The organism is Anabaena sphaerica FACHB-251, from assembly GCF_014696825.1.
Classification (GTDB): Bacteria; Cyanobacteriota; Cyanobacteriia; order Cyanobacteriales; family Nostocaceae; genus RDYJ01.
The window spans coordinates 1-24,170 of sequence record NZ_JACJQU010000031.1 but is presented as its reverse complement, the minus strand read 5'-3'; the positions used below and the strand labels follow the sequence as shown (position 1 = coordinate 24,170).

The 24,170-nt window shown below is 38.9% G+C and carries 28 protein-coding genes; 23 read left to right on the top strand and 5 right to left on the bottom strand.

Annotated elements, in window-relative coordinates:
- Positions 1 to 14: 14 nt before the first annotated feature.
- Positions 15 to 932: a COX15/CtaA family protein gene (locus H6G06_RS25890; RefSeq protein WP_190564932.1), complete on the bottom strand. Its 918-nt coding sequence runs from the start codon at positions 930 to 932 to the stop codon at positions 15 to 17.
- Between the two features lie 405 nt (positions 933 to 1,337).
- On the opposite strand from H6G06_RS25890, the gene H6G06_RS25885 reads away from it, so the two are divergent.
- From H6G06_RS25885 to H6G06_RS25870, 4 genes are all read left to right on the top strand, one after another.
- A complete protein-coding gene (locus H6G06_RS25885) occupies positions 1,338 to 2,426 on the top strand; it encodes a cytochrome c oxidase subunit II transmembrane domain-containing protein (RefSeq protein WP_190564931.1) in 1,089 nt (362 codons plus the stop codon).
- A 128-nt stretch (positions 2,427 to 2,554) separates the two neighbouring features.
- On the top strand, positions 2,555 to 4,249 hold the full coding sequence (ctaD, locus tag H6G06_RS25880) for a cytochrome c oxidase subunit I (protein WP_190564930.1): 1,695 nt from the start codon (positions 2,555 to 2,557) through the stop codon (positions 4,247 to 4,249).
- A 157-nt stretch (positions 4,250 to 4,406) separates the two neighbouring features.
- The gene (locus H6G06_RS25875) at positions 4,407 to 5,027 is read left to right on the top strand and encodes a cytochrome c oxidase subunit 3 (protein ID WP_190564929.1); all 621 of its coding nucleotides are present in this window, start codon (positions 4,407 to 4,409) and stop codon (positions 5,025 to 5,027) included.
- Between the two features lie 461 nt (positions 5,028 to 5,488).
- Positions 5,489 to 5,950, top strand: coding sequence for a hypothetical protein (locus H6G06_RS25870; protein ID WP_190564928.1), 462 nt, complete (start codon positions 5,489 to 5,491; stop codon positions 5,948 to 5,950).
- A gap of 5 nt (positions 5,951 to 5,955) precedes the next feature.
- On the opposite strand, the gene H6G06_RS25865 is transcribed toward H6G06_RS25870, so the two are convergent.
- The 3 genes from H6G06_RS25865 to glgA all read right to left on the bottom strand — a co-directional run bounded on the left by H6G06_RS25865 (position 5,956) and on the right by glgA (position 9,447).
- Positions 5,956 to 7,035 carry a WD40 repeat domain-containing protein gene (locus tag H6G06_RS25865; RefSeq protein ID WP_190564927.1) on the bottom strand — a complete coding sequence of 360 codons (1,080 nt, stop codon included), beginning with the start codon at positions 7,033 to 7,035 and terminating at the stop codon, positions 5,956 to 5,958.
- 42 nt (positions 7,036 to 7,077) lie between these two features.
- A complete protein-coding gene (locus H6G06_RS25860) occupies positions 7,078 to 7,371 on the bottom strand; it encodes a hypothetical protein (protein ID WP_190564926.1) in 294 nt (97 codons plus the stop codon).
- A gap of 597 nt (positions 7,372 to 7,968) precedes the next feature.
- A complete protein-coding gene (gene glgA / locus H6G06_RS25855; RefSeq protein WP_190564925.1) occupies positions 7,969 to 9,447 on the bottom strand; it encodes a glycogen synthase GlgA in 1,479 nt (492 codons plus the stop codon).
- Between the two features lie 560 nt (positions 9,448 to 10,007).
- Here glgA and H6G06_RS25850 point away from each other — a divergent pair.
- The 18 genes from H6G06_RS25850 to H6G06_RS25775 all read left to right on the top strand — a co-directional run bounded on the left by H6G06_RS25850 (position 10,008) and on the right by H6G06_RS25775 (position 21,102).
- Positions 10,008 to 10,265 (top strand): hypothetical protein, encoded by a 258-nt coding sequence (locus tag H6G06_RS25850; RefSeq protein WP_190564924.1) that lies wholly within the window; start codon positions 10,008 to 10,010, stop codon positions 10,263 to 10,265.
- A 156-nt stretch (positions 10,266 to 10,421) separates the two neighbouring features.
- On the top strand, positions 10,422 to 10,673 hold the full coding sequence (locus H6G06_RS25845) for a hypothetical protein (protein WP_190564923.1): 252 nt from the start codon (positions 10,422 to 10,424) through the stop codon (positions 10,671 to 10,673).
- 255 nt (positions 10,674 to 10,928) lie between these two features.
- Complete coding sequence (locus H6G06_RS25840) at positions 10,929 to 13,142, top strand: phosphoketolase family protein (protein WP_190564922.1); 2,214 nt, start codon at positions 10,929 to 10,931, stop codon at positions 13,140 to 13,142.
- 115 nt (positions 13,143 to 13,257) lie between these two features.
- Positions 13,258 to 14,877 carry a DUF4435 domain-containing protein gene (locus H6G06_RS25835; RefSeq protein ID WP_190564921.1) on the top strand — a complete coding sequence of 540 codons (1,620 nt, stop codon included), beginning with the start codon at positions 13,258 to 13,260 and terminating at the stop codon, positions 14,875 to 14,877.
- A gap of 243 nt (positions 14,878 to 15,120) precedes the next feature.
- Positions 15,121 to 15,672 (top strand): hypothetical protein, encoded by a 552-nt coding sequence (locus H6G06_RS25830; protein ID WP_190564920.1) that lies wholly within the window; start codon positions 15,121 to 15,123, stop codon positions 15,670 to 15,672.
- A gap of 101 nt (positions 15,673 to 15,773) precedes the next feature.
- Positions 15,774 to 16,115 (top strand): hypothetical protein, encoded by a 342-nt coding sequence (locus H6G06_RS25825; protein WP_190564919.1) that lies wholly within the window; start codon positions 15,774 to 15,776, stop codon positions 16,113 to 16,115.
- Positions 16,116 to 16,440: 325 nt separating this feature from the next.
- Entirely contained in the window at positions 16,441 to 16,704 is a 264-nt protein-coding gene (locus tag H6G06_RS25820; RefSeq protein ID WP_190564918.1) for a type II toxin-antitoxin system ParD family antitoxin, read from the top strand.
- Between the two features lie 35 nt (positions 16,705 to 16,739).
- Entirely contained in the window at positions 16,740 to 17,033 is a 294-nt protein-coding gene (locus tag H6G06_RS25815) for a type II toxin-antitoxin system RelE/ParE family toxin (RefSeq protein ID WP_338422993.1), read from the top strand.
- Between the two features lie 310 nt (positions 17,034 to 17,343).
- The gene (locus tag H6G06_RS25810) at positions 17,344 to 17,631 is read left to right on the top strand and encodes a hypothetical protein (RefSeq protein WP_190564917.1); all 288 of its coding nucleotides are present in this window, start codon (positions 17,344 to 17,346) and stop codon (positions 17,629 to 17,631) included.
- The gene (locus H6G06_RS28235) at positions 17,628 to 17,807 is read left to right on the top strand and encodes a PIN domain-containing protein (protein ID WP_242039860.1); all 180 of its coding nucleotides are present in this window, start codon (positions 17,628 to 17,630) and stop codon (positions 17,805 to 17,807) included. The genes H6G06_RS25810 and H6G06_RS28235 overlap by 4 nt, the downstream gene beginning before the upstream one ends.
- Before the next feature lie 6 nt (positions 17,808 to 17,813).
- Complete coding sequence (locus tag H6G06_RS28230; protein WP_479683773.1) at positions 17,814 to 18,029, top strand: PIN domain-containing protein; 216 nt, start codon at positions 17,814 to 17,816, stop codon at positions 18,027 to 18,029.
- Positions 18,030 to 18,245: 216 nt separating this feature from the next.
- On the top strand, positions 18,246 to 18,518 hold the full coding sequence (locus H6G06_RS25800; RefSeq protein ID WP_338422992.1) for a hypothetical protein: 273 nt from the start codon (positions 18,246 to 18,248) through the stop codon (positions 18,516 to 18,518).
- Positions 18,515 to 18,814 (top strand): PIN domain-containing protein, encoded by a 300-nt coding sequence (locus H6G06_RS25795; RefSeq protein ID WP_199306891.1) that lies wholly within the window; start codon positions 18,515 to 18,517, stop codon positions 18,812 to 18,814. The genes H6G06_RS25800 and H6G06_RS25795 overlap by 4 nt, the downstream gene beginning before the upstream one ends.
- Positions 18,815 to 18,839: 25 nt before the next feature.
- Complete coding sequence (locus H6G06_RS28190; RefSeq protein ID WP_422387067.1) at positions 18,840 to 18,929, top strand: ribbon-helix-helix domain-containing protein; 90 nt, start codon at positions 18,840 to 18,842, stop codon at positions 18,927 to 18,929.
- Positions 18,930 to 18,945: 16 nt separating this feature from the next.
- Positions 18,946 to 19,104: a hypothetical protein gene (locus tag H6G06_RS27695; RefSeq protein ID WP_242039859.1), complete on the top strand. Its 159-nt coding sequence runs from the start codon at positions 18,946 to 18,948 to the stop codon at positions 19,102 to 19,104.
- A gap of 2 nt (positions 19,105 to 19,106) precedes the next feature.
- The gene (locus H6G06_RS25785; RefSeq protein WP_242039858.1) at positions 19,107 to 19,262 is read left to right on the top strand and encodes a hypothetical protein; all 156 of its coding nucleotides are present in this window, start codon (positions 19,107 to 19,109) and stop codon (positions 19,260 to 19,262) included.
- A gap of 48 nt (positions 19,263 to 19,310) precedes the next feature.
- Positions 19,311 to 19,739, top strand: a complete 429-nt coding sequence (locus H6G06_RS25780; protein ID WP_190564916.1) for a hypothetical protein — start codon at positions 19,311 to 19,313, stop codon at positions 19,737 to 19,739.
- A gap of 262 nt (positions 19,740 to 20,001) precedes the next feature.
- Positions 20,002 to 21,102, top strand: coding sequence for a saccharopine dehydrogenase family protein (locus H6G06_RS25775; protein ID WP_190564915.1), 1,101 nt, complete (start codon positions 20,002 to 20,004; stop codon positions 21,100 to 21,102).
- Positions 21,103 to 21,172: 70 nt separating this feature from the next.
- On the opposite strand, the gene H6G06_RS25770 is transcribed toward H6G06_RS25775, so the two are convergent.
- Positions 21,173 to 22,471: a cation:proton antiporter gene (locus H6G06_RS25770; RefSeq protein ID WP_190564914.1), complete on the bottom strand. Its 1,299-nt coding sequence runs from the start codon at positions 22,469 to 22,471 to the stop codon at positions 21,173 to 21,175.
- Between the two features lie 153 nt (positions 22,472 to 22,624).
- On the opposite strand from H6G06_RS25770, the gene H6G06_RS25765 reads away from it, so the two are divergent.
- Positions 22,625 to 23,989, top strand: coding sequence for a cytochrome P450 (locus H6G06_RS25765; protein WP_190564913.1), 1,365 nt, complete (start codon positions 22,625 to 22,627; stop codon positions 23,987 to 23,989).
- The last annotated feature ends 181 nt before the right edge of the window (positions 23,990 to 24,170 follow it).

Below are 24,170 nucleotides of genomic sequence, written 5' to 3'. Positions count from 1 at the left end.
GATAACTGATGTAATTACGAGTTACAAATTGTTCTGTCACGTAGTGCTAGAACCGTAAACACCACCAAAGTACCCAACAAAGTAGCACCTACAGCTTGGTGAGTAACGGTTAGAGGCTCGACTTGTAGATGTAGTCGGAAAGTGGCAACTCCCAACAGTAGTTGTAAAATCAACAAGCTCCCAGCAATATTTGCCAGTCGTCGCAATGTGGGATGTAGTGCTGGTGTGCGCCAGGATATAAACACAATTGCCAAAGTAGCCGCCGTTGGTGGTAGCAACCCAAAAATATGGCTGTACATCACACCACAGAGTTGATCTCCGGCAAAGCATTGATGCAACGCCCAGCGAGAACCTACCAAAGCACCGAGTAGACTTTGCAAATAAACCAAAACAGCAGCAACTAAACCCACCCAAGGCAGCTTACCAACGGTTCCAGTTCCCTGATAGGGGGTAAGTGCCGTACCGATGACTAACAGGACGATGAAAAACAAGAGTGCCGTTCCCAAATGGGCAGTCACAATATCAAACCGCAACAGTTGGGTAACGGTTAGTCCTCCCAAAACCCCTTGGAAGACAATTAAAAACAGGGACAATGTTGATGCCCAAGGCAACCAGTTGGGTAAAACACGACGATGCCACCAGGATAAACCGGCCAGAGCGATCGCGCTAAAACCAATCAACGCCGCATCTAATCTGTGAAACCACTCCAAGAATACTTGAAGATTCATTTGCTTGGCTGGCACCAATTCCCCATAGCACAACGGCCAGTCTGGGCAAGCAAGTCCAGCATTCATAACGCGGGTGGCACTGCCTATGGCCATCAAAATTAATGTGGCTATGCAAATTTTCCACACCAAGCGACGAATGACTTCCTTGGGGCTGTTGTGTTGGGCTGCCGCTTCATTTTGTTGTTCTAGGACAAATTCGTTCATCAACGATACCTTATCCCCGCTTGAGGTAGATCTTCTTAAAATTATCTATTTGATCAGTCCAGACCTATCTACACCCTAACGTATGGGCTAGGGTTTCTCGATTGGCTTTCACTTATACTTTGAATCACTTCAGGTACTTTTAGCTGTAAGATTTAGGTATTTTTTAAGATGTGAATCATTAAATAATGAAAATTATTTAAAATTTCCGAAAATTTTGCTTAAATTTCTGTACTAATTATCATTTTTTCGTGGATATATCACATTAATACCTTTTACTCACGATTAGTTAACTAGTCAAAAAAATTAATAAAAATTTCAGACATTGAGAGTTCATATCCCCAAGGCTGCACTACCTTAGTAAGTGAGTTACTTTGAGATAACGTAGTCAATTAAATCAAGTAAGCCGTGAAAATTCCAAGTTCGATCTGGACATTACTCATTGGCATCGTGCTAACCCTAGTCAGCCTCTGGTACGGTCAAAATCACGGTCTGTTGCCTACAGCCGCATCAGATGAAGCCGTATTGATAGATGGTTTATTTAGCGCGATGCTAACTGTTTCCGTAAGTATATTTCTAATAGTAGAAGGTGTTTTAATCTACTCAGCATTTAAATACCGTCGGCGTGCAGGTGATAACGAAGACGGGCCACCAATTGAAGGTAATGTACCGCTAGAAATACTCTGGACGGCGATCCCAGCAATTATCGTGATCGGTATTTCGGTTTACAGCTTTGATGTATACAACCAAATCGGTGGATTTGATCCTCATGCAGTCCATGCAGCCCCTGAAAGACTGATGATGGAACAATCAATGTCCATGCCAGGAACTGCTATTGCTGCCACTTTAAGCGATACACCTCCCAGCACAGAACCAAATCTGAACCAAGCAAAATCTGACCAGGCCATGCAAGACCCGGCCACCGCAGCAGTCCGCAATGCAGAAATTCCCCAACTGCGGAATGCTCCCGGTGTCGGTAGTGTTGCGCCCTCCTTGGGAGCAAGTCAGGAAAAAGAGGGACAACCACCGCAATTAGTCGTTAACGTCTCTGCCCTCCAGTACGCTTGGTTGTTCACATACCCAGATACAGGCGTGACTACTGGGGAACTCCATGTTCCCATCGGACAGGAAGTGCAAATGAACATGACCGCTAACGATGTCATCCATGCCTTTTGGGTTCCAGAATTCCGCCTTAAACAAGATGTGATCCCTGGTAGACAAACAGAGGTTCGCTTCACACCCAGAAAAGAGGGCAGCTATACCTTGATTTGCGCGGAACTGTGTGGCCCCTACCACGGAGCAATGCAAACCCAAGTAGTAATAGAGTCCCAAGAGGCTTATGAAACTTGGATGCAAGAACAGCTAGTTGCTAGTAAAGATACTCTCAATCAAGCAGTTGCTATCAACCCTGCGGATTTATCCCCAGATGAATTTCTCGCTCCCTACACTAAGGAAATGGGCATTCACGCAGAAATGGTGCATCAAGTTCACCATTAGTCATCCTCTAACAGGATTTTGGATTTTGGATTGATTCCACGGATAAATCCAGGGAGGGGCTTATACCATCAAGGAATTATCGGTCAACGGCTAATGACTAATCACTAATGTCTAATGACTAATTGACTATGACACAAGCACAATTACAAGAAACTGCCAATATTCCCACCCCCCAGGAAGAACCAGGGGTGAGAAAGTGGTGGGAATTTTTTACATTCAATACCGACCATAAGGTAATTGGTATTCAATACCTAGTTACATCCTTTATTTTCTACTGCATTGGCGGTGTGATGGCTGACTTGGTGCGGACAGAACTCCGCACACCAGAGGTAGATTTTGTTACCCCAGAGGTCTATAACAGCCTGTTCACACTCCACGCCACCATTATGATTTTCCTGTGGATTGTACCAGCAGGGGCTGGTTTTGCTAACTATCTCATCCCCTTAATGATTGGGGCTAGGGATATGGCATTTCCTCGCTTAAATGCTGTAGCTTTTTGGATGATTCCCCCTGCGGGTGTGCTACTGATCGCTAGTTTGGCGGTGGGTGATGCACCAGATGCCGGTTGGACTTCCTACCCTCCTTTAAGCTTGGTAACAGGTCAAGTGGGTGAAGCTATTTGGATTATCAGCGTCCTGCTGTTGGGTACATCATCAATTTTGGGTTCGATTAACTTTATCGTTACCCTTCTGAAAATGCGTGTTCCCAGCATGGGAGTCCATCAAATGCCCTTGTTTTGTTGGGCGATGTTGGCAACTTCGGCTTTAGTGTTACTATCTACACCTGTACTTGCCGGGGCGCTAATTCTACTTTCCTTTGATTTATTAGCAGGAACAACATTTTTTAACCCCACCGGTGGAGGTGATCCGGTAGTTTACCAGCATATGTTCTGGTTCTACTCCCACCCAGCGGTTTACATCATGATTTTGCCTTTCTTTGGGGCAATTTCTGAGATTATCCCAATTCATTCTCGTAAACCCATTTTCGGTTATAAAGCGATCGCCTATTCTTCCCTAGCTATCAGCTTTTTGGGGCTAATCGTTTGGGCGCACCATATGTTCACCAGTGGTATCCCCGGCTGGTTACGGATGTTCTTCATGATCACCACCATGATCATCGCTGTCCCCACAGGGATCAAAATTTTTAGCTGGTTAGCAACTATGTGGGGTGGCAAAATCGCACTAAATAGCCCCATGTTATTTGCAATAGGTTTTGTGGGTACATTCGTTATCGGTGGCGTGAGTGGCGTGATGTTAGCCGCAGTCCCCTTTGATATTCACGTTCACGACACTTATTTTGTAGTTGCACACCTGCACTATGTTCTTTTTGGTGGTAGCGTCTTAGGCATTTTTGCCGCTATCTATCATTGGTTCCCAAAAATGACGGGACGAATGATGAACGAATTTTGGGGTAAGGTTCACTTTGTTTTGACCATTGTTGGTTTGAATATGACCTTTTTACCCATGCACAAACTGGGAATGATGGGTATGAATCGTCGTATTGCCCAATATGACCCCAAATTCACTTCTTTGAATGAAATCTGTACTTACGGGTCTTATATCCTAGCTATTTCGACATTACCCTTTCTCATCAATGCCGTATGGAGTTGGTTTTATGGTGAAAAAGCGCCTAATAATCCTTGGCGCGCACTTACCCTAGAGTGGATGACAACTTCACCACCAGCAATTGAGAATTTTGAGACACTCCCTGTTTTAACTACTGGCCCCTACGACTACGGCGTAAAAGAGAAAAAAGTTGATGTCACTCAAGTCTTAATCGCCAAACCAGACGAACCCTATCCAACTATTGAGTCTAATGTGTAAATGAGTTGACAGGTAACAGTAGAGATGGGGAGATGGGAGGAAAATTAAAAGTCAAAACTCAAAAGTCAAATTAAATAACCTCTGTCTTCTGCCTGTTCCCTGTTCCCTGTTCCCTGTTCCCTTATTTCCCAATTACCAATTACCAATTTAGAAATTCATGCAAAGTCAAATAATTGACCCAGCTAAAATCGAACAGAATCATCATCATGCGGCGGTAGATGCTCATCACGAAGCACATCCAGACCATCGCTTGTTTGGGTTAGTTGTGTTCCTGGTTGCTGAAGGAATGATTTTTATGGGGATGTTCGGAGCTTATTTAGCTTTCCGTTCTACCTTACCTGTCTGGCCTCCCGCCGGTACACCAGATTTAGAACTGTTGTTACCTGGTGTGAATACTATTAATCTGATTGCCAGCAGTTTTGTCATGCACAATGCTGATACTGCTATCAAAAAGAATGATGCCAAGGGAATGCGTACCTGGTTGGCTATTACTGCGGCTATGGGTGCGATTTTCTTGGTGGGGCAGGTTTATGAATATACCCATCTGGAATTTGGTTTAACTACCAATTTGTTCGCTAGTACATTTTACGTTTTAACTGGGTTTCACGGTTTACACGTCACTATCGGTGTTTTGGCGATTTTGGCAGTGTTGTGGCGATCGCGCACTCCCGGACACTATAGCAACGAACAGCACTTCGGTATTGAAGCCGCTGAATTGTACTGGCACTTTGTAGACGTAATTTGGATTATTTTGTTCGGATTACTCTATCTACTGTAGGTATTAATTATTTGGTTATTCACTCCACTTGAATAATTACAGTCCCCCACCCAGGGGGTTTTTTTATAACCAAACTTACGTAACTAGTCGCAAATATAGCAGAAGGCAAGAGGCAAGAGGCAAGAGTAAAACCCTTCTTGTTATTCTTTGGTTTCAAGGAGTGATCATGTCCTAATTATCCTGGCTACAGCTATAGATCCCCGATTTTTCAAAAAAGTCGGGTATTGGGATATTAGGTTTTATATAGCAGTTTCCCAACATCATTTGAGTAGGTTGTGGGTTTTGGATTTGCGGAAATATGTTGTTTAATTTTGAATCTATAGTAGGAGTCAGGAGTCAGGAGTCAGGAGTCAGGAGTAAAACCCTTTTGTAGTGGGAGTTTCATTATCAATTGATGTCCTAACCACCCTGTCCAGGGCTATAAATAACTGTACACAAACATGAAAGCTTAAGTTGAGATTATGTCTTTGCAGCAATATAAAAAGAACGGATACCTGGCCGCAGGTATAGGTAGTGTAATAGGGGCTGCCCTACTCATATATCCAGGTCATTTTTTAGGTATTGGTTATGTAAAAATGTTCATGCCCAATGCCACTCTAGATGGCTTATTTCCCCCTTTTATCGGGTTTATTTTTGGCTGGTGGTTTGGAGAAGTATTGGGATGTTGGCTGACTTTAAGGTTGCTACGCTACCGAAGAGCAGCACGAACAGCTAAATTATTAGCAATGATGACTCCTGTTGGTATATTCTTCTGGATGCTATTTTATGGCATTGCTATCAACTGGATAGCGATGGTTTTTAGTCAGTCAATTTCCCTCGTCAATCTACGGTATATAACTATGCCTCTAACTATAGCTTTTGTCGCCATTGCTTTAGCTCTGAAAGCAAGGTATCTAGCACAACAAAATACTTCTAACTTTTAGAATAATTACTGATGCAGCCAAATATTAATTTTATCATCTAATCCACCACTGGCTAGTATTTTACCATCAGGACTAAAAGCAATATCTTTGATGGGTTGCGCCCACGCACTCACGGAATTATTATTTTCATTTGGTTGATTTTTTAACTGACCTGTAGTTAAATCCCACAACTTAATCCCATCTTGTCCACCACTAGCGAGGACTTTTCCATCGGGATTAATTGCAATTGTATTCACCCAATTATTATGTCCTGTCAGGGTTTGGACTCGCACACCGTTATTAACATTCCAAATTTTAATAGTTTTATCCCGGCTAGAACTCACTAAATTTTGGCCATCAGGTGTAAAAGCTAACCCCGTTACAATTTGAGCATGGGCTTTTAACTGCCGGATATATTTACGAGAATTCAAGTCCCACAGCTTAACAACACCCTTGTTATCACCACTAGCTAAAGTCTGCCCATCAGGACTAATGGCCAAGGTATAAATTGCATTATCAAAGCGGACTAGCGTAGCCAGTGGTAGTTGTTGTTTTAAATCCCACAGACGAATCCCATCTAAACCACCACTGACAAGAATTTTACTGTCAGGAGTCGCTACTAATGAAAGTACAGAAGTGGTATGTCCAACGAAGGAACGGCTAAACTCTAGATTTTTGAGATTCCAAAGGTTAATTCTGTAATCACTACCGCAACTGACCAAGGTTTGACCATCTGGGGAAATTAAAATAGAGTCCACAGATCCCTGATGCGCTCTGTTAATGATTCCCAGTTTTTTGCCAGTTTGAGGATTCCAGAAGCGAATTATCGGCTCATTTTCTGAGCCACCACTGACTAAAAGTTTACCATTGGGGCTGAAATTGAGTGATTTAACAGTTCCCGTGTGTCCTTGTAAAGTACGAAGCAGTCGGGGATTGGCAAAACTTTCGCTATCGGAGGAGTTGGTAATTACTTCATTAGCAGCATAAGCAGGATGAGTGGATAATTCTTGTCCAACGGGAATTGACAAAGCCACTACTGCCAAAAATCCTAAGCTCAGACAAGAGCGAATGACAGTTTTACTTTCCCTTCTTCCTTCAGTCCTCACAGTTGCCCCTCACTTCTTACAACACCAAAAACTTAGCATTATCTACTGGCGTGGTCTTTTCTTGGAAACCGTCATGATTGGTAAAGGTGGACTAGAGGATTGAGGTGGTAAATAATGTTGTACAACTGTTTCCTCTGGTAAAGGGGGATGCTGCTGCATCCGCCATAACTTAAATGCCAGGGCTACTCCTGTTGTTCCTAAGCCAAAAGCGAACAATGACCAGCTGTCATCTAAACCACCAATCAGGGCATCTACTATACCCATTGTTACCAATGCACTGATTATAGGTTCTTTTCGGTAGGCTGACTTCAAAAAACGAGGTAATACAGCATTCATCACAGCTTACTTAGTTCCTGTTAACTTTTTATGTAAGTTTTATCCACAATAGCTTAAATTGCTATTAACATTTTTCATCTCAGGCTATCAAGGCATCTCACATTATAATCGTCTGGAGTAAAAACAGAGGTGTGGGAATTCACCATCTTGTATGCCGTATTTTCTTACCAGATGCCCAATAACGTAAGTTGCTCGTGAGAGGCTACTGAATAAACCCCTCTTCCCTTCTGCCTTCTGCCTTGTCCCAGCGATAAATATTCACACCTACCTACTTAGTTTGCTACTTTTTCAATAAAGTTCAAACCAGTTGGTTATTCCAGCTGGTTTTTACTCTTTTATAGGACTTACGCAAGTGACACATCAAACATCTGTTGTAGGCTGCGTCAGACTGCGTAAATCCTGTCAATAAACAGATTTTTGACATCTGACGCACCCTACTAATATGCAAGTTGCGTAAGTCCTGTTCTAATTACCCAAGCTCGACAAGAATGCTCCCATCACAGCGTTAGCTGGAGGGTGAGATTAATATCAGGTTGAAAAGTAACATCCATCCACTTACACTTTCTTCAGGAAAGTAGGGAGAGGGGCAGTTGATTTTTACCATTTGTGTCTGATCCAGTCATAAATCTCTAAATATTCTGCTCCAGGAACATTCCATGAGTAGTCGTATTGCATACCCTGAATAGCTAGTTGTTGGAACTGTTCAGGCTGCTGATACCACAAATCAATTGCTCGTGCCATTGCTGATTCTAACGCTTGGTTATCCATGTCATAAAATACATAACCATTGCGTTTTTCTGGGGGTAAATTTTGGTCGTAATCTCGGTCAAATACTGTGTTTACCAGTCCACCAACCGCACGCACAATGGGAACAGTACCGTATTTTAAACCAATCATTTGAGTTAACCCACAAGGTTCATAATTGCTGGGGACAACTATCATGTCTGCACCAGCATAAATGAGGTGGGATAATTCTTCATTAAAGCCCAGTTCTAAATGTAGATCTGGATTATTATTTAAAAATTGTTTTTCATGTTGAAAATGAGCATTGATTGCTGGTTCTGTCGCTGAACCTAGTAATACAAATTGCGCTCCTTTACTCAAGGCGTAATACATAGCATGATGGACAAGATGCACGCCTTTTTGATTATCTAATCGACCGATATAAGCCACAATGGGTTTATCCGCATGGGCTAACATCAGCCGTTCTTGCAAAGCTTTTTTGTTATATGCTTTTTGTTCAAAATCATGCCAATTATAATTATGGGAAATGTAAGGGTCAATTTCGGGATTCCAAAAATCATAATCAATCCCGTTGAGAACTCCAGTAAATTTCTCTTTTTGTAAATGCAATGTATGACCTAAACCGCAACCAACTTCACTGGTTTGGGCTTCTATTGCGTGGTTGGGTGAAACTGTGGTGACTGCATTTGAGTAATTAATCCCCGCTTTCATAAAGTTGATGGCAAAGGGGTTAAAGTTATCCCGCAGTTTATCGTATTGGAAGTAATAATCTGGTCGATTTAAATTAGTTGCTTCCAGAGTTTCCACACCACCCATACCTTGATGTTTAAAGTTGTGAATGGTGTAACAAACTCTTTGATATTCCATGCCATGATATTTGTAAATTTCATACAGCATGACGGGAATTAAACCTGTTTGCCAGTCGTGACAATGGATGATGTCTGGTTTTTTATTGCTTTGTAGCAGAAATTCTAAAGCAGCTTTGCTGAAAAATGCAAAACGCATATTATCATCATCACAACCGTAATAACAACCTCTATTAAAGAAGTTGTCTTCGCTGTGAGGTTGAATGAAGAAACAAACCCGACCATGTACCCAACCGCAATATACTGAACAGTGAATGGCTCCACCATACCAGGGAACCCACAGGTTGAGGTAGGCATCATGCAGCCCCCAAATATGGTCGTAGCGCATACAGTCGTACATGGGTAGGATCAGTTCAACTGTATTTCCTCGTCCTTCTAGTTCCCTGCTAAGTCCGTAAACAACATCCCCTAACCCTCCGGCTTTGATTACAGGAGCGCATTCTGAGGCAATCTGTACTATGTACATTCCTAGCCCTCGCTTCATAAAACTTTATGTTTACTATATAGCAATATATGAAAAATGTACTCATTGACAACCGAGTGACGGAATTATTTATCCCCCTGCTGCTGTAATGATAAGTCTTTAAGCAGACAAAATATTGCTTGTTCGGCAAAATTTCAGTATGGGTATCTATCCTCAGAATTAGCATCAAAGGATCAAGTTTCCAGACAAAATCCCTTGAATTATGTCCTAAAATCAGGTGCATCTAGCTTTACTATATCGAAAAATTGTATTATTTTAATCTTATAATCTCAACACATATATAAAGGTTAAATTTTTAGATAAAATTCTGCGGCTTATGTCCTGTAATAATATCTAAAAATATTTTTGATATTGAAATTTCCTATTATTTTAATTTGATAATACCAACATATAAAAGTTAAACCTTAAGACAAAATTCCGTAACTTAGGTCTTAAGTTAATGTGCATAAAGCTTTATCTCTATTGAATATTTATATTATTTTAAATTTAGTTAGGTACAAAACCTCGGAGAATAATTAACTCTTAAGCAAGAGGATAATAAAATGAAGAAAATCGTAATCGCTGACTTAACGAATAATAATGTAAACGGTCTTTTTCGTGAACTATCTCTGCCTGAAACAGAGACTGTATCTGGTGGTAGTGGTGGCAGCGTCAATAATTATTTTATATCGAGTAATACTGGAAACGTGGAGACTACAGGGACTGGTGATGTTAAAGGTGTAGATAGTGGCATCCGCGATAATAAGGTCGCCACTGTAGACTACTCCAGGTCAATATACGTTGTCATAAATTCTTGGTAATTAATTCATTTTTATTAACATACTAATGCTACAAAGACTTTAGTTATTTTAGGGTAAAATGCTGTTTTTCTAGGGCATTTATTATCAGATATTTTACCCATCATACCCACAATAAATTTGGACAACTGCTCACTTTTTGATTTGGGAATTAAGGCAATGGCTGCAATCATGAAAACCGAATTATCTTTTGTCAAGTTGAATAGGCTTTTTCATCAACTAACTTTAACAGAAATGGAGTCAACATCAGGAGGTAATACTTTTATTCCTTTATGGAGTAGTAATTATGGCAATATTATTGGTGATGATTTAGATAAGTTAATAGGTCCATATCTCCTTCCACTCGGTTTCTACAACAACAAGATATTGACAATTGATTTTTCCAACACAGATGTCTATTTGGTAGTTTAACTCTTGTGAGGTACATGGCGGGCATCTTGCCCGCACCACAAGAGTTTTATTATTCATGTCTGTCAAAATAACTTTTCCAGCCGCTGCTAGAAAGCCCCCCTGCTCGGACTTGATATCAAATAGCATTGCTATATTTAAGTTGCTTATGCTGAGATTGCGAAAAAGCAATTCACTGTGACAACCGCGAAGATGTAAAATTTTGGTTACATTAAACGAGCATATCCAGTTTATTGGCTTTTTATTAAGGTACTCAGCATGACAGCTACTACGACAAAGGCATCTTCTGCAATTCCAAATTTTTGTGAAGGGATTCAATATTTTGGGGAAGCACTGCCAGATTTTGAAAAATATGGTGCAAAACCGGTGATAGAATCGGGTCAGAGTGCGATCGCATCCCCAACAGATACAAATGCAGTATATCAAACTCTACTCGCGGCTGATGCCTTGCGCTACCTAACTCTACAAATCACTGGTAGTAAGGCTTCTGGACATCCCGGCGGTTTTGCCAGCCAAGCGGAAGCTTATGCAGCTTTGGTCATGCTGGGACATAAAAACATTATCACGGAAGTGGGACACCACGCCCCCGGTTTCTATAGCGCCATGTTTCTAGACCGTTCCTTAGAGGACATGGGCATTTCTACAGTACAACAATTGCGCGATCGCTTTCGAGAAAAGCATGGATTATTAGGACACCTTTCCGGCTACATTCCCGGTATTCTCGCCCCCGCAGGACCCCTGGGACAAGGACAACATTTCGCCATGGCCGCAGCACTGTTGCACCGTGACAAACTTTTCCCCTTCACCCTGGGAGACGGGGGACTGGGTGAACCCTACATCATGAGTTCAATGGCGCATTTCAACACTGCTTACCCCACCGTCACCAACTTTTTACCCGTGTTGGTGTGGAACGGTTACAGCCAAGAACACCACAGCATGGTATCTTTGAAAACCAACGCAGAGATGATAGCCTATTGGCAAGGTAACGGTTTTGCCGAAGTCGTGTTAGTAAATGCCAAAGATTTTGACGACCAAAATCAAGCCGGTGAATATGTAGATAGTACCGCATTTTCCTTTGCCAACCGCCTAGAATTTACCAAAGCGGTATTAGTAGGTATGGATAAAGCTGCCCGTTCTGCACTTAGCGGGAAATTGACGGTATTTATTATCAAACAACTCAAAGGTGCAGGGGTTCACGCCTTGGGTGCAAAATCACACAACCTCTATCCTAAAGATACATTAGACGCGCCCCATATTGCTACCGCATTACAAAAACGGGCATTATCAGCCGCAGCATGGCAAATTGTGCGGACAAATGCCGAACGGGCTGGAGGTGGACCCGCTGCGAAAACAGTGGTGACAGAATTTGAATTACCCTTAGCAGATTTAGGGGAATTACCATTAGAAGAATATAAGGTTGGGGCAGTTCCCCAAGTGGCGACAACCGCAATGGGTAGGTTAGTGGGAATAGTAGGAAATAAGGATAAAAATTTCCTCGTGACTAATGCTGACGGTAACGAAGCTTCAGGAATTGCTAACATTAACCAAGCTTTAAAAATCAATCATCCCACCACCGATGATTTATATAATCAAGCCCCAGGTGGTCAAGTTTACGAACCTTTGAGCGAAGATGCTTGTGCCGGATTAGCTGCTGGTTTATCCTTAATGGGGGCGAGAACTTTGTGGTGTTCTTACGAATCTTTTGCTATCAATGGTTTACCAATTTGGCAAACTGTCACCCAAGCAATGGCAGAATTACGCCGTCAAACTCCCTCGACAATTACATTATTTACAGCCGGGGCTTTAGAACAAGGACGCAACGGTTGGACTCACCAAAGACCAGAAATTGAAGCTTATTTTGCATCTTTGATGAGAACAGGAAATGTCTTCCCATTATTTCCCCCAGATGCTAACAGTATTCAAGTCTGTTATAACTGGGCTTTGCAAACAAAAAATAAGGGCATTGTGATTACTGCTAGTAAGTCTCCTTTGCCAATTCGTAGCACCTTTGCCCAAACTGAAAAAGGCTTAATTGATGGTGCGGTGTTATTACATGAAGTGGCTGGTGGGAAGACTGTTGTATTTGCTGTCATTGGCGATTTGACTTTAATTCCTGTGTTTGAAGCGGCGGCTTTTTTAGAAACTGAAGGTATTGGTGTGAAGATTGTTTCTATTATTAATCCCCGCCGTTTATATCGTCCTCATGATACTGCTTGGGATACTTGTTCTGAACCAGATAACGGTTTTTTAAGTGATGCCGATTTTGAGCAATTGTTTGGTGGAGATGCCTTAATTGGTGTGACAGGTGGGGCTGCGGCGATGTTAGAACCGATCATGTTACGCAGTAATTCTAAACGTGATTCTTTCGCCTGGAAGCGTGGGGAAACTACCGCCAGTGCGGGTGAGTTGATGGCGTTTAATGGTTTGACTGCGGAAGCGTTGACTAAGCGGGCGATCGAGTTGGTGCATTAAGATAATATAATACCCCCATCCAGGTTTTTACTTAGGTGGGGTTATAATAAATTTACTGCTTTTATTTTAATTAACCAAAGTACAATTCAACACATTCAAGTCCTAAATTATAGTTATGGAAAAAGTATTAGAGTTACCTACAACAACACGGGAAACTGAAAAATTATCAACTAACAGTAGTTTGTTATTTATTGGTGCTAATGGCTCAGGAAAAACTCGATTAGGTACTTGGATTGACTTACAATCACCACAAAGTCAAAAGGTACACCGTATTTCAGCACAAAAGTCATTATCAATGCCAGACTCAACAACACCTGTGTCAATTGATAAAGCAGAAAATATTTTACTGTGTGGATACCCGGATATTAATGATGCTAACAGAGTGAATTACGTCCGCTACAAACAGAATCAGAGATGGCAGCAGAAACCAGCTATTTCATTACTGAACGATTATGAGAAATTGATGATTTATCTGTTTTCTGATCAAACTGAGGAGAATGCAAAATACCGTAATGCAGCAAAAGCAAGCGAAGAACGTATAGAACCTCCTGCTACTAAACTCGATAAAGTAAAAGAGGTTTGGGAGAAAATTCTTCCTCATCGAGAATTAATTATTAGCGGGTTGCGAATACAAACTAAAGTCAGAGACTTCCCAGATAACATCTATAATTCTTCTGAGATGAGTGACGGAGAAAGAGTTATATTCTACTTAATTGGGCAATGTTTAGCAGCACCTCAAGATGGAATAATAGTCATTGACGAGCCAGAGATTCATTTACACAAATCTATTCAAGCTCCTTTGTGGGCTGAAATTGAAAAATTACGCCCAGATTGTCTTTTTGTATATATTACTCATGACGTTGATTTTGCCGCAGCACAAGAAAGTGCAGAAAAAATATGGCTGAAGTCTTATGATGGTAATAATTGGGATTGGCAACGGATTGAAAAGGTAGATGGTTTACCAGAAGAGTTGCTTCTTCAAATCCTTGGTAGTAGGAAGAAAGTTGTTTTTGTTGAAGGAAAAAATGGCAGTTTTGATATAACCCTTTACAGATCACTACTTAGTAACTTTCTTGTAATTCCACAAGGTAGTTGTACACAAGTTATCGAATCTGTTAAAGCTCTTAAAGCTAGTAATCAACTCCATCATTTGCAGATTTATGGAATTATTGATAGAGACAGAAGAGTTGAAAATGAAATTAGAGAACTTTTGAACGATGGAATTTACGTTCTAGAAGTCGCTGAAGTAGAAAACCTATTTTTGACTCCTGAAATTTTAGAACTTGTTAGCCAAACACTTGAAAGAGATCCCGAAGATGATTTAAAAAAAGTCTCTGATTATATTTTCAAAGCACTTGAAGATGAATTAGAACTGCAAATATCTCTAAGAACTGCTAGAGAAATCAAATTCAAACTCAATCTATTTGATGATAAATCTAAAGATGAGACAAAACTTAAAGAGGCTTTGGATAAACTTGTTGCAGATATTGATGTATCCCTTATTTATAACTCTAGCAAGCGCCTTTTTCAAGAAATAGTCAACATGAACAATTACAAAGATTTACTAAAGTATTATAATCGTAAATCTTTGGCTAAACGAATAAGTGGATGTTTTGGTCTCAAAGATGGTGAACTTGCTCAACAAGTTCTTAGATTAGCCAAAGGTAGTAAACAGAATGAAATTAAAAATCTGCTTAAACAATACTTTGGGGAGTTTTCTAGCCACATGGACTAATAAGTAGCAAGTAGCTTGGAGTGTGTTTAGTCGCAGTGGATTTACAGAAGCTACAGTAACATTAACTGGGTTTGTAGCACCTCAAACCATTCTGTTGTGGGGAGGAGAAGAAATTGAATATTCATTAAAAAATAAATCTATATGTAAATTTCTCATCAAAAAATATCGCGTTTGTGTTCATAAAGGTATCCCAAATTACGACATTATAATTTAATAATTACAGCATTGTAAAGGAGGTTTTTCATGAAACTAGCATACATTCTCACAGAAGGTGATAAGGACATAGAAATTTTACAGAAATTATTACCAAAAAATCTAACTCAAGATATTCAATTTATAGCAGGTGGAAGTTCTTATCGAGCGCGTTCTTTAGCTACTTCATTGCTTGCTACTCGTAAAACACCAGTTGCTCTTATCATAGATGCAGATACAAATAACGAATCGCAAATATTTGAAAAAAAAGATTTAATTAAATATGTATTAAATCAAGCATCATCTGGTATTTATTTTCAAGTTTCTCTAGCAGTTCCCGAAATAGAATCCATATTTTTACAAGATAAATCATTAATTGAAAAAATAGCAAAACGTCAATTTAATGATTTAGAATGGCAATTAGCTCAAAGTAAGCCTAAAGAATTTTTAGAGACAGTTTTAGATAATAAACAGTCCCTCAATGACAAAATACTTAGAAATCTAAATGAGGAGGAAATTAAGATATTGCAACAACATCCGTTAATACAAGAAATCAAGAGTTTCTTGTTATCAGTTATTGAGTCTTCTGTTGCTATTAATTAACCTAACTGGATACAGAATCTCTATTCACCTATTTTAGATGTAGGATTAGAGTTTCAAATCACAGAAACTTACTTTTAACCTAGAAATTTAGTGAGTTAAATATGGATAATCTCTACAACTTACTGCAAAAAATCAAAAAAAGACCTGCAATGTATTTAGGTAAAAATTCTATTTTTAGCCTCCAAGCATTTTTAGATGGATACTATTTTGCCCGTCGAGAAATTGGTATTCCCTTAACAGCAGAAGAAACAGAATTTCAAACTTTTTTGCAATGGATAAGACACAAATTCAATGTAGAAACAGGTCAATTATGGTCAAGTATTCTGCTTTTCCATTCAGCCGATGAAAAAAGCGCAGTAGATAGATTTTTTACCTTGTTTGAAGAATTTTATCAAAATCAGAAAAATCATGAAATAGCAAAAATTGATGAACTAGTTTCATGAAAATAAAAATTACTGCGTAGGTTGGGTTGACACAAAGAAACCCAACAATGTATCTGTTCACATCATCTCACCCAACTATCACCAACTATCATCTAAATAAGAGAAGACAATAGAACCATCACAGATACACCTGGAAACATTCACCTCACCTGATTTAGATCCCCGACTTCTAAGATTAATTATGGATATGATAGAAAAATTTTGAAAAGAAGTCGGGGATCTTTGGCTACTATAACTACTAAATATAAATACTTATCTTGATTATCATGGCAGAAAATGACAAAATCTGCCATACTTTAAAAAAGTAGATTTAAGAAATCACATTATGAAAAGTATGAATATTTCCTTACCTGACACCATGCGCGATTATATAGAAGAACAGGTAGCGCAAGGTGGTTACAGCAGCGTTAGTGAATACTTTCGGGAATTAGTGCGACAAGACCAAAAACAGAAAGCAAATGAACGACTACAAACCATGCTCTTAGAAGGATTAAACTCTGGAAATACAACAGAAATGACTGCTCAAGATTGGGAAGATATTCGTCAAGCAGTTCGTGAAAAAACTAACAAACGTCAAATTGCAATTTAGCCATGATGTTTGCAATTTAAAAAAGACCTCAAGTTATCCGTGACTTGATAGATTTAGCTACCTACATAGCAGAAGATAGTTTAGATGTTTCTGACCGCTTTTTAATAGCAGCAGAAATAACATTTAAACAATTAGCAAAAACTCCAGCTATGGGGAAATTGACAGATTTTCCTCATCCCAACTTAGCAGATATTCGACAACAATCAATTAAAGGATTTAGAAAATATCTGATTTTTTATCGTATCACTGAATCAGAAATTGATATTTTGCGAGTTATTCATGGTGCAATAGACATTGAAACAATATTAGATGAGGATTTAGAACTATGATTAATTAGGTTGGGTTGACGCAAGAAAATTCAACAATACCCACCATTAATAACACTAAATTACAACCCAAAAACCCTGTATCTGTTCACATCATCTTACCCAACCATCACCAACTATCATATAAATAAGAGAAGACAATAGAACCATCACAGATACACCTGAAAATATTAACCTCACCCGATTTAGATCCCCGACTTCTAAGATTAATTATGGATATGATAGAAAAATATTGAAAAGAAGTCGGGGATCTTTGGTGCATAGTTTATAATAGAATTATACCGAAAAAATTTACTCAATTGAGGAATTAATCATGGTAATAAAAATTGCAGAAATATCTAAAGATATTGACACCTTACCAGAAGAAGCGCAAATCTTACTACTAGATTTTATTCAATTACTCAAAAAACGTTATCCACAACCAGAAAATCAACACATAGAAAATGAGAAAACTTTTTCATCTACCCAAAAACAAAAACCACATCCACTAGACACATTTATAGAAAAATATGGTGCTTGGGAAGATGAACGCACAGCAGAAGAAATAGTCAAAGAGATTTATAATAGCCGAACTATTTCTAACTATGATATTAGCTTATGAATTATTTATTAGATACTGACACCTGTATTTACTGGATTAAAAACATTAATTCCGTTAGAGATAAAATTCAAAAAATAGGATGGGAGCAAATTTCTATTTGCAACATCACCGTTGCTGAATTGTATTTTGGTGCTTACAATTCCCAAAAAGTAGCAGAAAATTTAACTCGTGCATAAAAATTTATTCAAGATGTTGAAGTTATACATTTAGATAATAATGCTGTCAAAAAGTTTGGAGAATTAAAAGCAGAACTTAGAAAAATAGGACAACCATTAGCAGATTTTGATTTATTAATTGCTAGTGTTGCAATAACTAGAAACCATATTTTAGTAACTAACAACACTCGTCATTATAGCCGAATTTCCGAGCTAAAATTAGAAAACTGGATTTCACCTTAAAAAAGTTCTTACAGGTGGGTGAACAACAACATAACCCACCATTAATAACCCTAAATTACAACCCAAAAACCCTGTATCTATTCACATCATCTCACCCAACCATCACCAACTATCATGTAAATAAGAGAAGGCAATAGAACCATCACAGATACACCTGGAAACATTCACCTCACCTGAGAATTATCACCCAAACTAAATCAACTAGCTGTTATCATAGTGAATGATACAATTAACAGCAAAGTAATGATTGAATTACAACAATTGCAAGAACAGGTATTAAAATTACCAATCAAAGAACGCTGGAATCTTGTGCAAACCCTACTAGCATCAATTCAACAAGAAACCCTATCCTCTATTCCTCCTCAACCCACCCTAGAAACCTTATCTGAACTTGACCCCTGGACACAAAGCCTAATAGGTGTAATTAGCTTAGAATCAGAAAATCCAGAAGAAAGTTATGTTAATTACCTAGAGGAGAAATATAGTTGAAAAAAGTATTATTTGACAGCGATGTTTTGCTGGATATTTTAGCACAGCGTCAACCGTTTGTCGTTGCCTCAGCACAAGCATTAAATACAGTCATGAAAAAACAGGTGCAAGGCTTTGTTTCAGGACACGCTGTCACCAATATTTTCTATATTTTACGCCGTAAAATTGGTAGCGAAGCAGCACGTAAATTAATAGAAAACTTATTGCAACATATTCAAATTGCCAGTGTTACAGACGAAGTAATTCATCAAGCTTTGCAAAGTCCAATTAAAGATTTTGAAGATGCGGTACTTTAAAAAAGTAGATTTAAGAAATCACATTATGAAAAGTATGAATATTTTCTTACCTGATACCATGCGCGATTATATAGAAGAACAGGTAGCGCAAGGAGGTTACAGCAGCGAAGCGTGAATATTTTCGGGAACTAGTGCGACAAGACCAAAAACAGAGAGCAAACGAACGACTACAAACCATGCTCTTAGAAGGATTAAACTCAGGAAATGCAACAGAAATGACTGCTCAAGATTGGGAAGATATTCGTCAAGCAGTTCGTGAAAAAACTAACAAACGTCAAAGTGCAATTTAGCAGTGATGTTTGCAATTAAAAAAAGACCTCAAGTGATCCGCGACTTGATAGATTTAGCGATATACATATCCGAAGATAATTTAGATGTTTCCGACAACTTTCTCATAGCAGCAGAAACAATATTTAAACAATGGTTTATTAAAATGAATCTATTATGATAGAATAACGGAGCTTAAAATATATTACTTCTAGGGTTATAATCAATTATGCAAATTAGAGGAATAGCTATCGCTTTAGTTCTAGCTTTTTCTTTGCCCATAGTCACAGATATCGCAGTCCAAAGTCAAGCTGTGGCTAATCTCGCTTTTCCAGAGGGAGAATATTTTAACGTGCAGGGTCAACCGCGAAATTGGCATTTAACTCTTTGGCAAGTTCAAGGTAAGTATTACTATAAAAACTTAAACCTGAAAACAGGAAAAAAAGTTTGTTTGGTTGGTGCTATAGCATCTGGTACTCAAGCCCGTCCTGTTTTCACCTGGACTAATGGCAAATATAAATATCGAGTTGCATGGCAAACTGTCCAACCTGATTTGGTGAGATTACAGGTAATAAATCCTTCAGAGCAAATGATCTTAAATGAACTTCTTATCCGCCAACCTGGTGAATTTGAAGATCCCAATGCAACTAAATGTTAGAACATTAGGACTTACGCAAGTGTCGCATCAAATATTTATTGTAAGGTGCATCATAGTGCAGAAATACTGTCACTAAATAGATTTTTGACATCTGACTCACCCTACAAATCTGCCAGTTGCGTAAGTCTTGAACATATTAAAAACACTGAAAACTAACATAATGATACACCTGAAGCAGTATAGAGTCTTATCATACTTACAACTGATGACAAAGGGGACAGAAATCTGGTGAAATAAAGATAATTTTGTCCAAACCGTAGTCATGACATACCGTGTATTGATTTTAGGTGGACGGGGACGCATTGGTAGCGCAGTTGCTAATGATATTCTCACCCACACACAGGCAGATATTACCATCACTGGACGTTCCCCAGATACGAATTTAGATCTAGGGGAGAGGGTAAAGTTTTTGGTGTTGGATTTGACTGAAGTTGAAAAATTAAGGGATGCGATCGCCCAATCTGATTTGGTTATCCACTGTGCAGGACCATTTCACTATCGAGATACAGAAGTTTTAGAAATCTGCATTGATCAAGGTAGCAATTATATTGATGTTAGTGACCATCGTTCCTACACCCAAAAAGCCCTAAATTTACATGAAAAAGCTGTTAAGGCTGGAGTTACCGCCATTATCAATACGGGGATTTTTCCCGGTATTTCTAACAGCTTAGTCAGTCAAGTAATCGCGCAATTTGATGTACCAGAAAAGATACATTTAAGTTATTTAGTATCTGGTTCTGGTGGTGCTGGTGTTACCGTGATGCGAACCACATTTTTAGGGTTGCAGCATTCTTTTGAAGCATGGATAAATGGTGAATGGCGTTTAATTCAACCCTATACAGATCGAGAAGAACTTATTTTTCCCGCACCATATCGACGCAGTGGAGTTTACTGGTTTGATATGCCAGAAACTATCACATTACCCCATTCTTTCCCCACAGTGAAAACTGTAATTACTAAATTTGGCTCAGTTCCTGATTTTTATAACCATCTCACTTGGATAACTGCCCATATTTTCCCTAGATGGTTAATGCAGAAAAATCAGACAATTGAATTTTTATCTCATGTTAGCCATCGCATGACCGATTTTAGCAATATATTTACTGGAATTGGCGTAGCAGTGCGAGCAGAAGTGACAGGACAAAAAGATGATAAAACAGTAGTTTATACTGCGACTTTACTCCATAAAAATACAGCCATTGCTTCTGGTGTTGGTACTGGTAGTATCGCCAAATTATTACTAGAAAGTAAACTTAAACACCCTGGAGTTTCACCTGTAGAAGCAGCATTACCTACAAATTTATTTACAGAAATTATGCAAGAACGGGAAATAGAAATAAATTACCATTGGCTAACAATATAAAACACAGCATATTTCATGTAAATGAAGTACAAAAGAAGAGTGAAAAGCCATGTATTAAATAAAATTAAAATTATTCAAACTCATCAATTATCGCAGGAATATTAGACTTTGTGCGCTGGGCAATATTGCTTTCATACCAATTCATTAACGGAGTGGCACTAATTCCATGTACAATCACAGAGATGACAACAGTTGTGTAAGTTATCCAAGCAATTTGTTCCGCAGTTTCACCTTTTAAGCCCTTGCTTAAGCTATAGGCAAGATAATATAAAGAACCTATACCCCGAATACCAAACCAACCAAATAGCGAGCGAGTCACTGGATTGAAAGTTCGCCGGTGAGAATTTAGGGGACGTTTACCAATGGTGCTAACCCATACCCCTACAGGTCGAATAACTAAAAATAACAAACTTATTACTAACAAAGATTGGGCAGCATATTTAAACATTGGCTCCCATAATAATATTGTTCCTAAGAGCAAGATTAGACCAACCTCTAACAGCTTTTCTAATCGCTCAAGAAATTCTAATTGGGCAAGTGGCTTGTGGGGATTTGTGTAACTCCTTTGGACAGCTAACCCTGCCACAAATACTGCCAGAAATCCATAGCCATTCACAACTTCTGTTAAAGAATAAGTTAGTAAAATTGTGCTAATAGCAATAATATCCTCCATCACGGCATCAGCAGGACGATATTTTTGGATTTTTTTATCAATCCAGACTATGGCTAAGGGAACAATCAGCCCCATAACTATCCCAGCGGCGATCGCCCAAATTACATCCACTGCAACCCATTTACCAAACCAGTTATGCCAATTACTATCGTTGATGGCATAAATGCCAAAATAAACAAAAGGAAAAGCTAAAGCATCATTTAATCCTCCTTCAGAAGTCAGACCAAAGCGTAATTCATCTTGGTCATTTGTATCCGTCAGTTGCACCTCTGAGGCTAATACAGGGTCAGTTGGTGCGAGAATTGCACCCAATAAAATCCCCTCTCCCCAATTCATCCCTAGCCATAATTTACCCACAGCAGCCAAGGAAAAAATGGAAATTGGCATTAACAATCCAATCAATCTCACCGTAATATTCCAAAACTTCCATTTCAGAAGTGTAACTATTTTTAAGCCGCAACTAAATACAGAAACAATTACGACAAATTCAGTTAATCTTTCCAGTAATTCGGCGTTGAATAATTCATCACGACGTAATTGAATCAGTCCTAAGCCATAAGGTCCCAAAAAAACGCCTACTATTAGGTAAATCATCGAAAAAGAAAGAGGTAGGCGCGAAATCCAACCTGAACCTAAAGTCACAATCAGTAACAGTAGACCAATTACCAACAAATTAAGAATATAAATATCTACCATGGTCTTTTGTATAAAAAATAATTACTCCCTGACCAATTTAATCGAGTCTACTTCTGGGTATAAATAACCTAAAGGTAGATTTTGGGGAAATATTTGTCATTAATGGGTAGATTTGTTAGCCTAGTAAAAAAATAATTTATAGTAATTTTCATCATGCAAGTCCCACCTAGCCCAAAAACTCCCAAATTTATCCAACGACTGCAATGGCTGTTTAAGCCTTTGGAATTAATGGAGCAAAGCGCCAAAGATTATGGTGATTTTGTCAATTTATATATCATTGGTAATCAGCCAATTGTTTTCATTAGTAACCCCCAGGCAATTCAGGAGATTTTTGCAGCTTCCCTGGAAAAATTAGATGCCAGAGGTTCACAACTTTTAAAATCTTTAGTGGGCGAAAAATCCTTATTGTTACTGAGTGGTACTGATCACCAACGTCAACGCCGCTTATTAACACCACCATTTTATGGCGATCGCATGAAAGCCTATGGTCAAATTATCACTGATGTTACCAAAGAAGTTATCAGCCGTTGGCAAATTGGTAGACCCTTTTCTGTGCGGGAATCAATGCAAGAAATCTCCCTAAAAGTGATTTTACACACGGTATTTGGTCTGTATGAAGGCGAAAGGTTTACACAATTACAAGCACTTCTTTGCTCAATCTTAAATTTATCTGATACTCCCTTACGTGCAGCCGTCAACTTTTTCCCAGCACTGCAAGTAGATTTAGGTGCGTGGAGTCCTTGGGGATATTTTTTACGGCAAAGAGAAAAAATTGATCAACTATTATATGCAGAAATTCAGGAACGCAGAGATCATCCTGACCCTTCTCGTGATGATATTCTTTCACTGATGATGTCAGCGCGAGATGAGAACGGTGAAGCAATGACTGATGTGGAATTACGGGATGAGTTAATGACTTTGTTAGTCGCCGGTCATGAAACCACAGCCTCAGCTTTAACATGGGCATTATATTGGATTCATCATTTACCAGAAGTCCGAGAAAAGCTGCTAAATGAGTTAGATAGTGTGGATGAAAATGCAGATAAAAATGAAATTTTTCGCTTACCTTATTTGACAGCAGTTTGTAATGAAACCCTACGCATTTACCCCATTGCCATGATTACTTTACCGCGAATTGTCCAGTCGCCAATAGAAATCATGGGTTATGAATTTCCCAAGGGTACATTGTTAGCTGGTTGCATATATTTAACCCATCGCCGACCAGATTTATATCCTCAACCAGAACAATTTAACCCAGAACGCTTTTTAGAAAGACAATTCTTACCTTATGAATATTTACCTTTTGGTGGTGGAAATCGTAGATGTTTGGGGATGTCATTTGCACTATTTGAAATGAAGTTGGTTTTAGCAACAGTATTGTCACAACTAGATTTAGAATTAATTGATAATATTCCTGTAACACCTGTGCGTAGGGGTGTAACTTTAGCCCCTTCTGGTGGTAAATGGTTGGTTGCAACTGGCAAACGGGAAACAGTAAAAATTTCTGTGGAAGTATAGAGCCTCAGATCTCCAACTTCTTAAAAAAGTGGGGGTTCGTAGCTAGTTACTATTTTCTTAACTAACACTAACAAATACTAACATTTGCTCAAAATTTCCGCTCATCTGCTCTTGATGACAGAATCACAGTAAAATACTTGTATGCTACTAGGATTCAAGACCCAACTCAAAGTCAACAAGC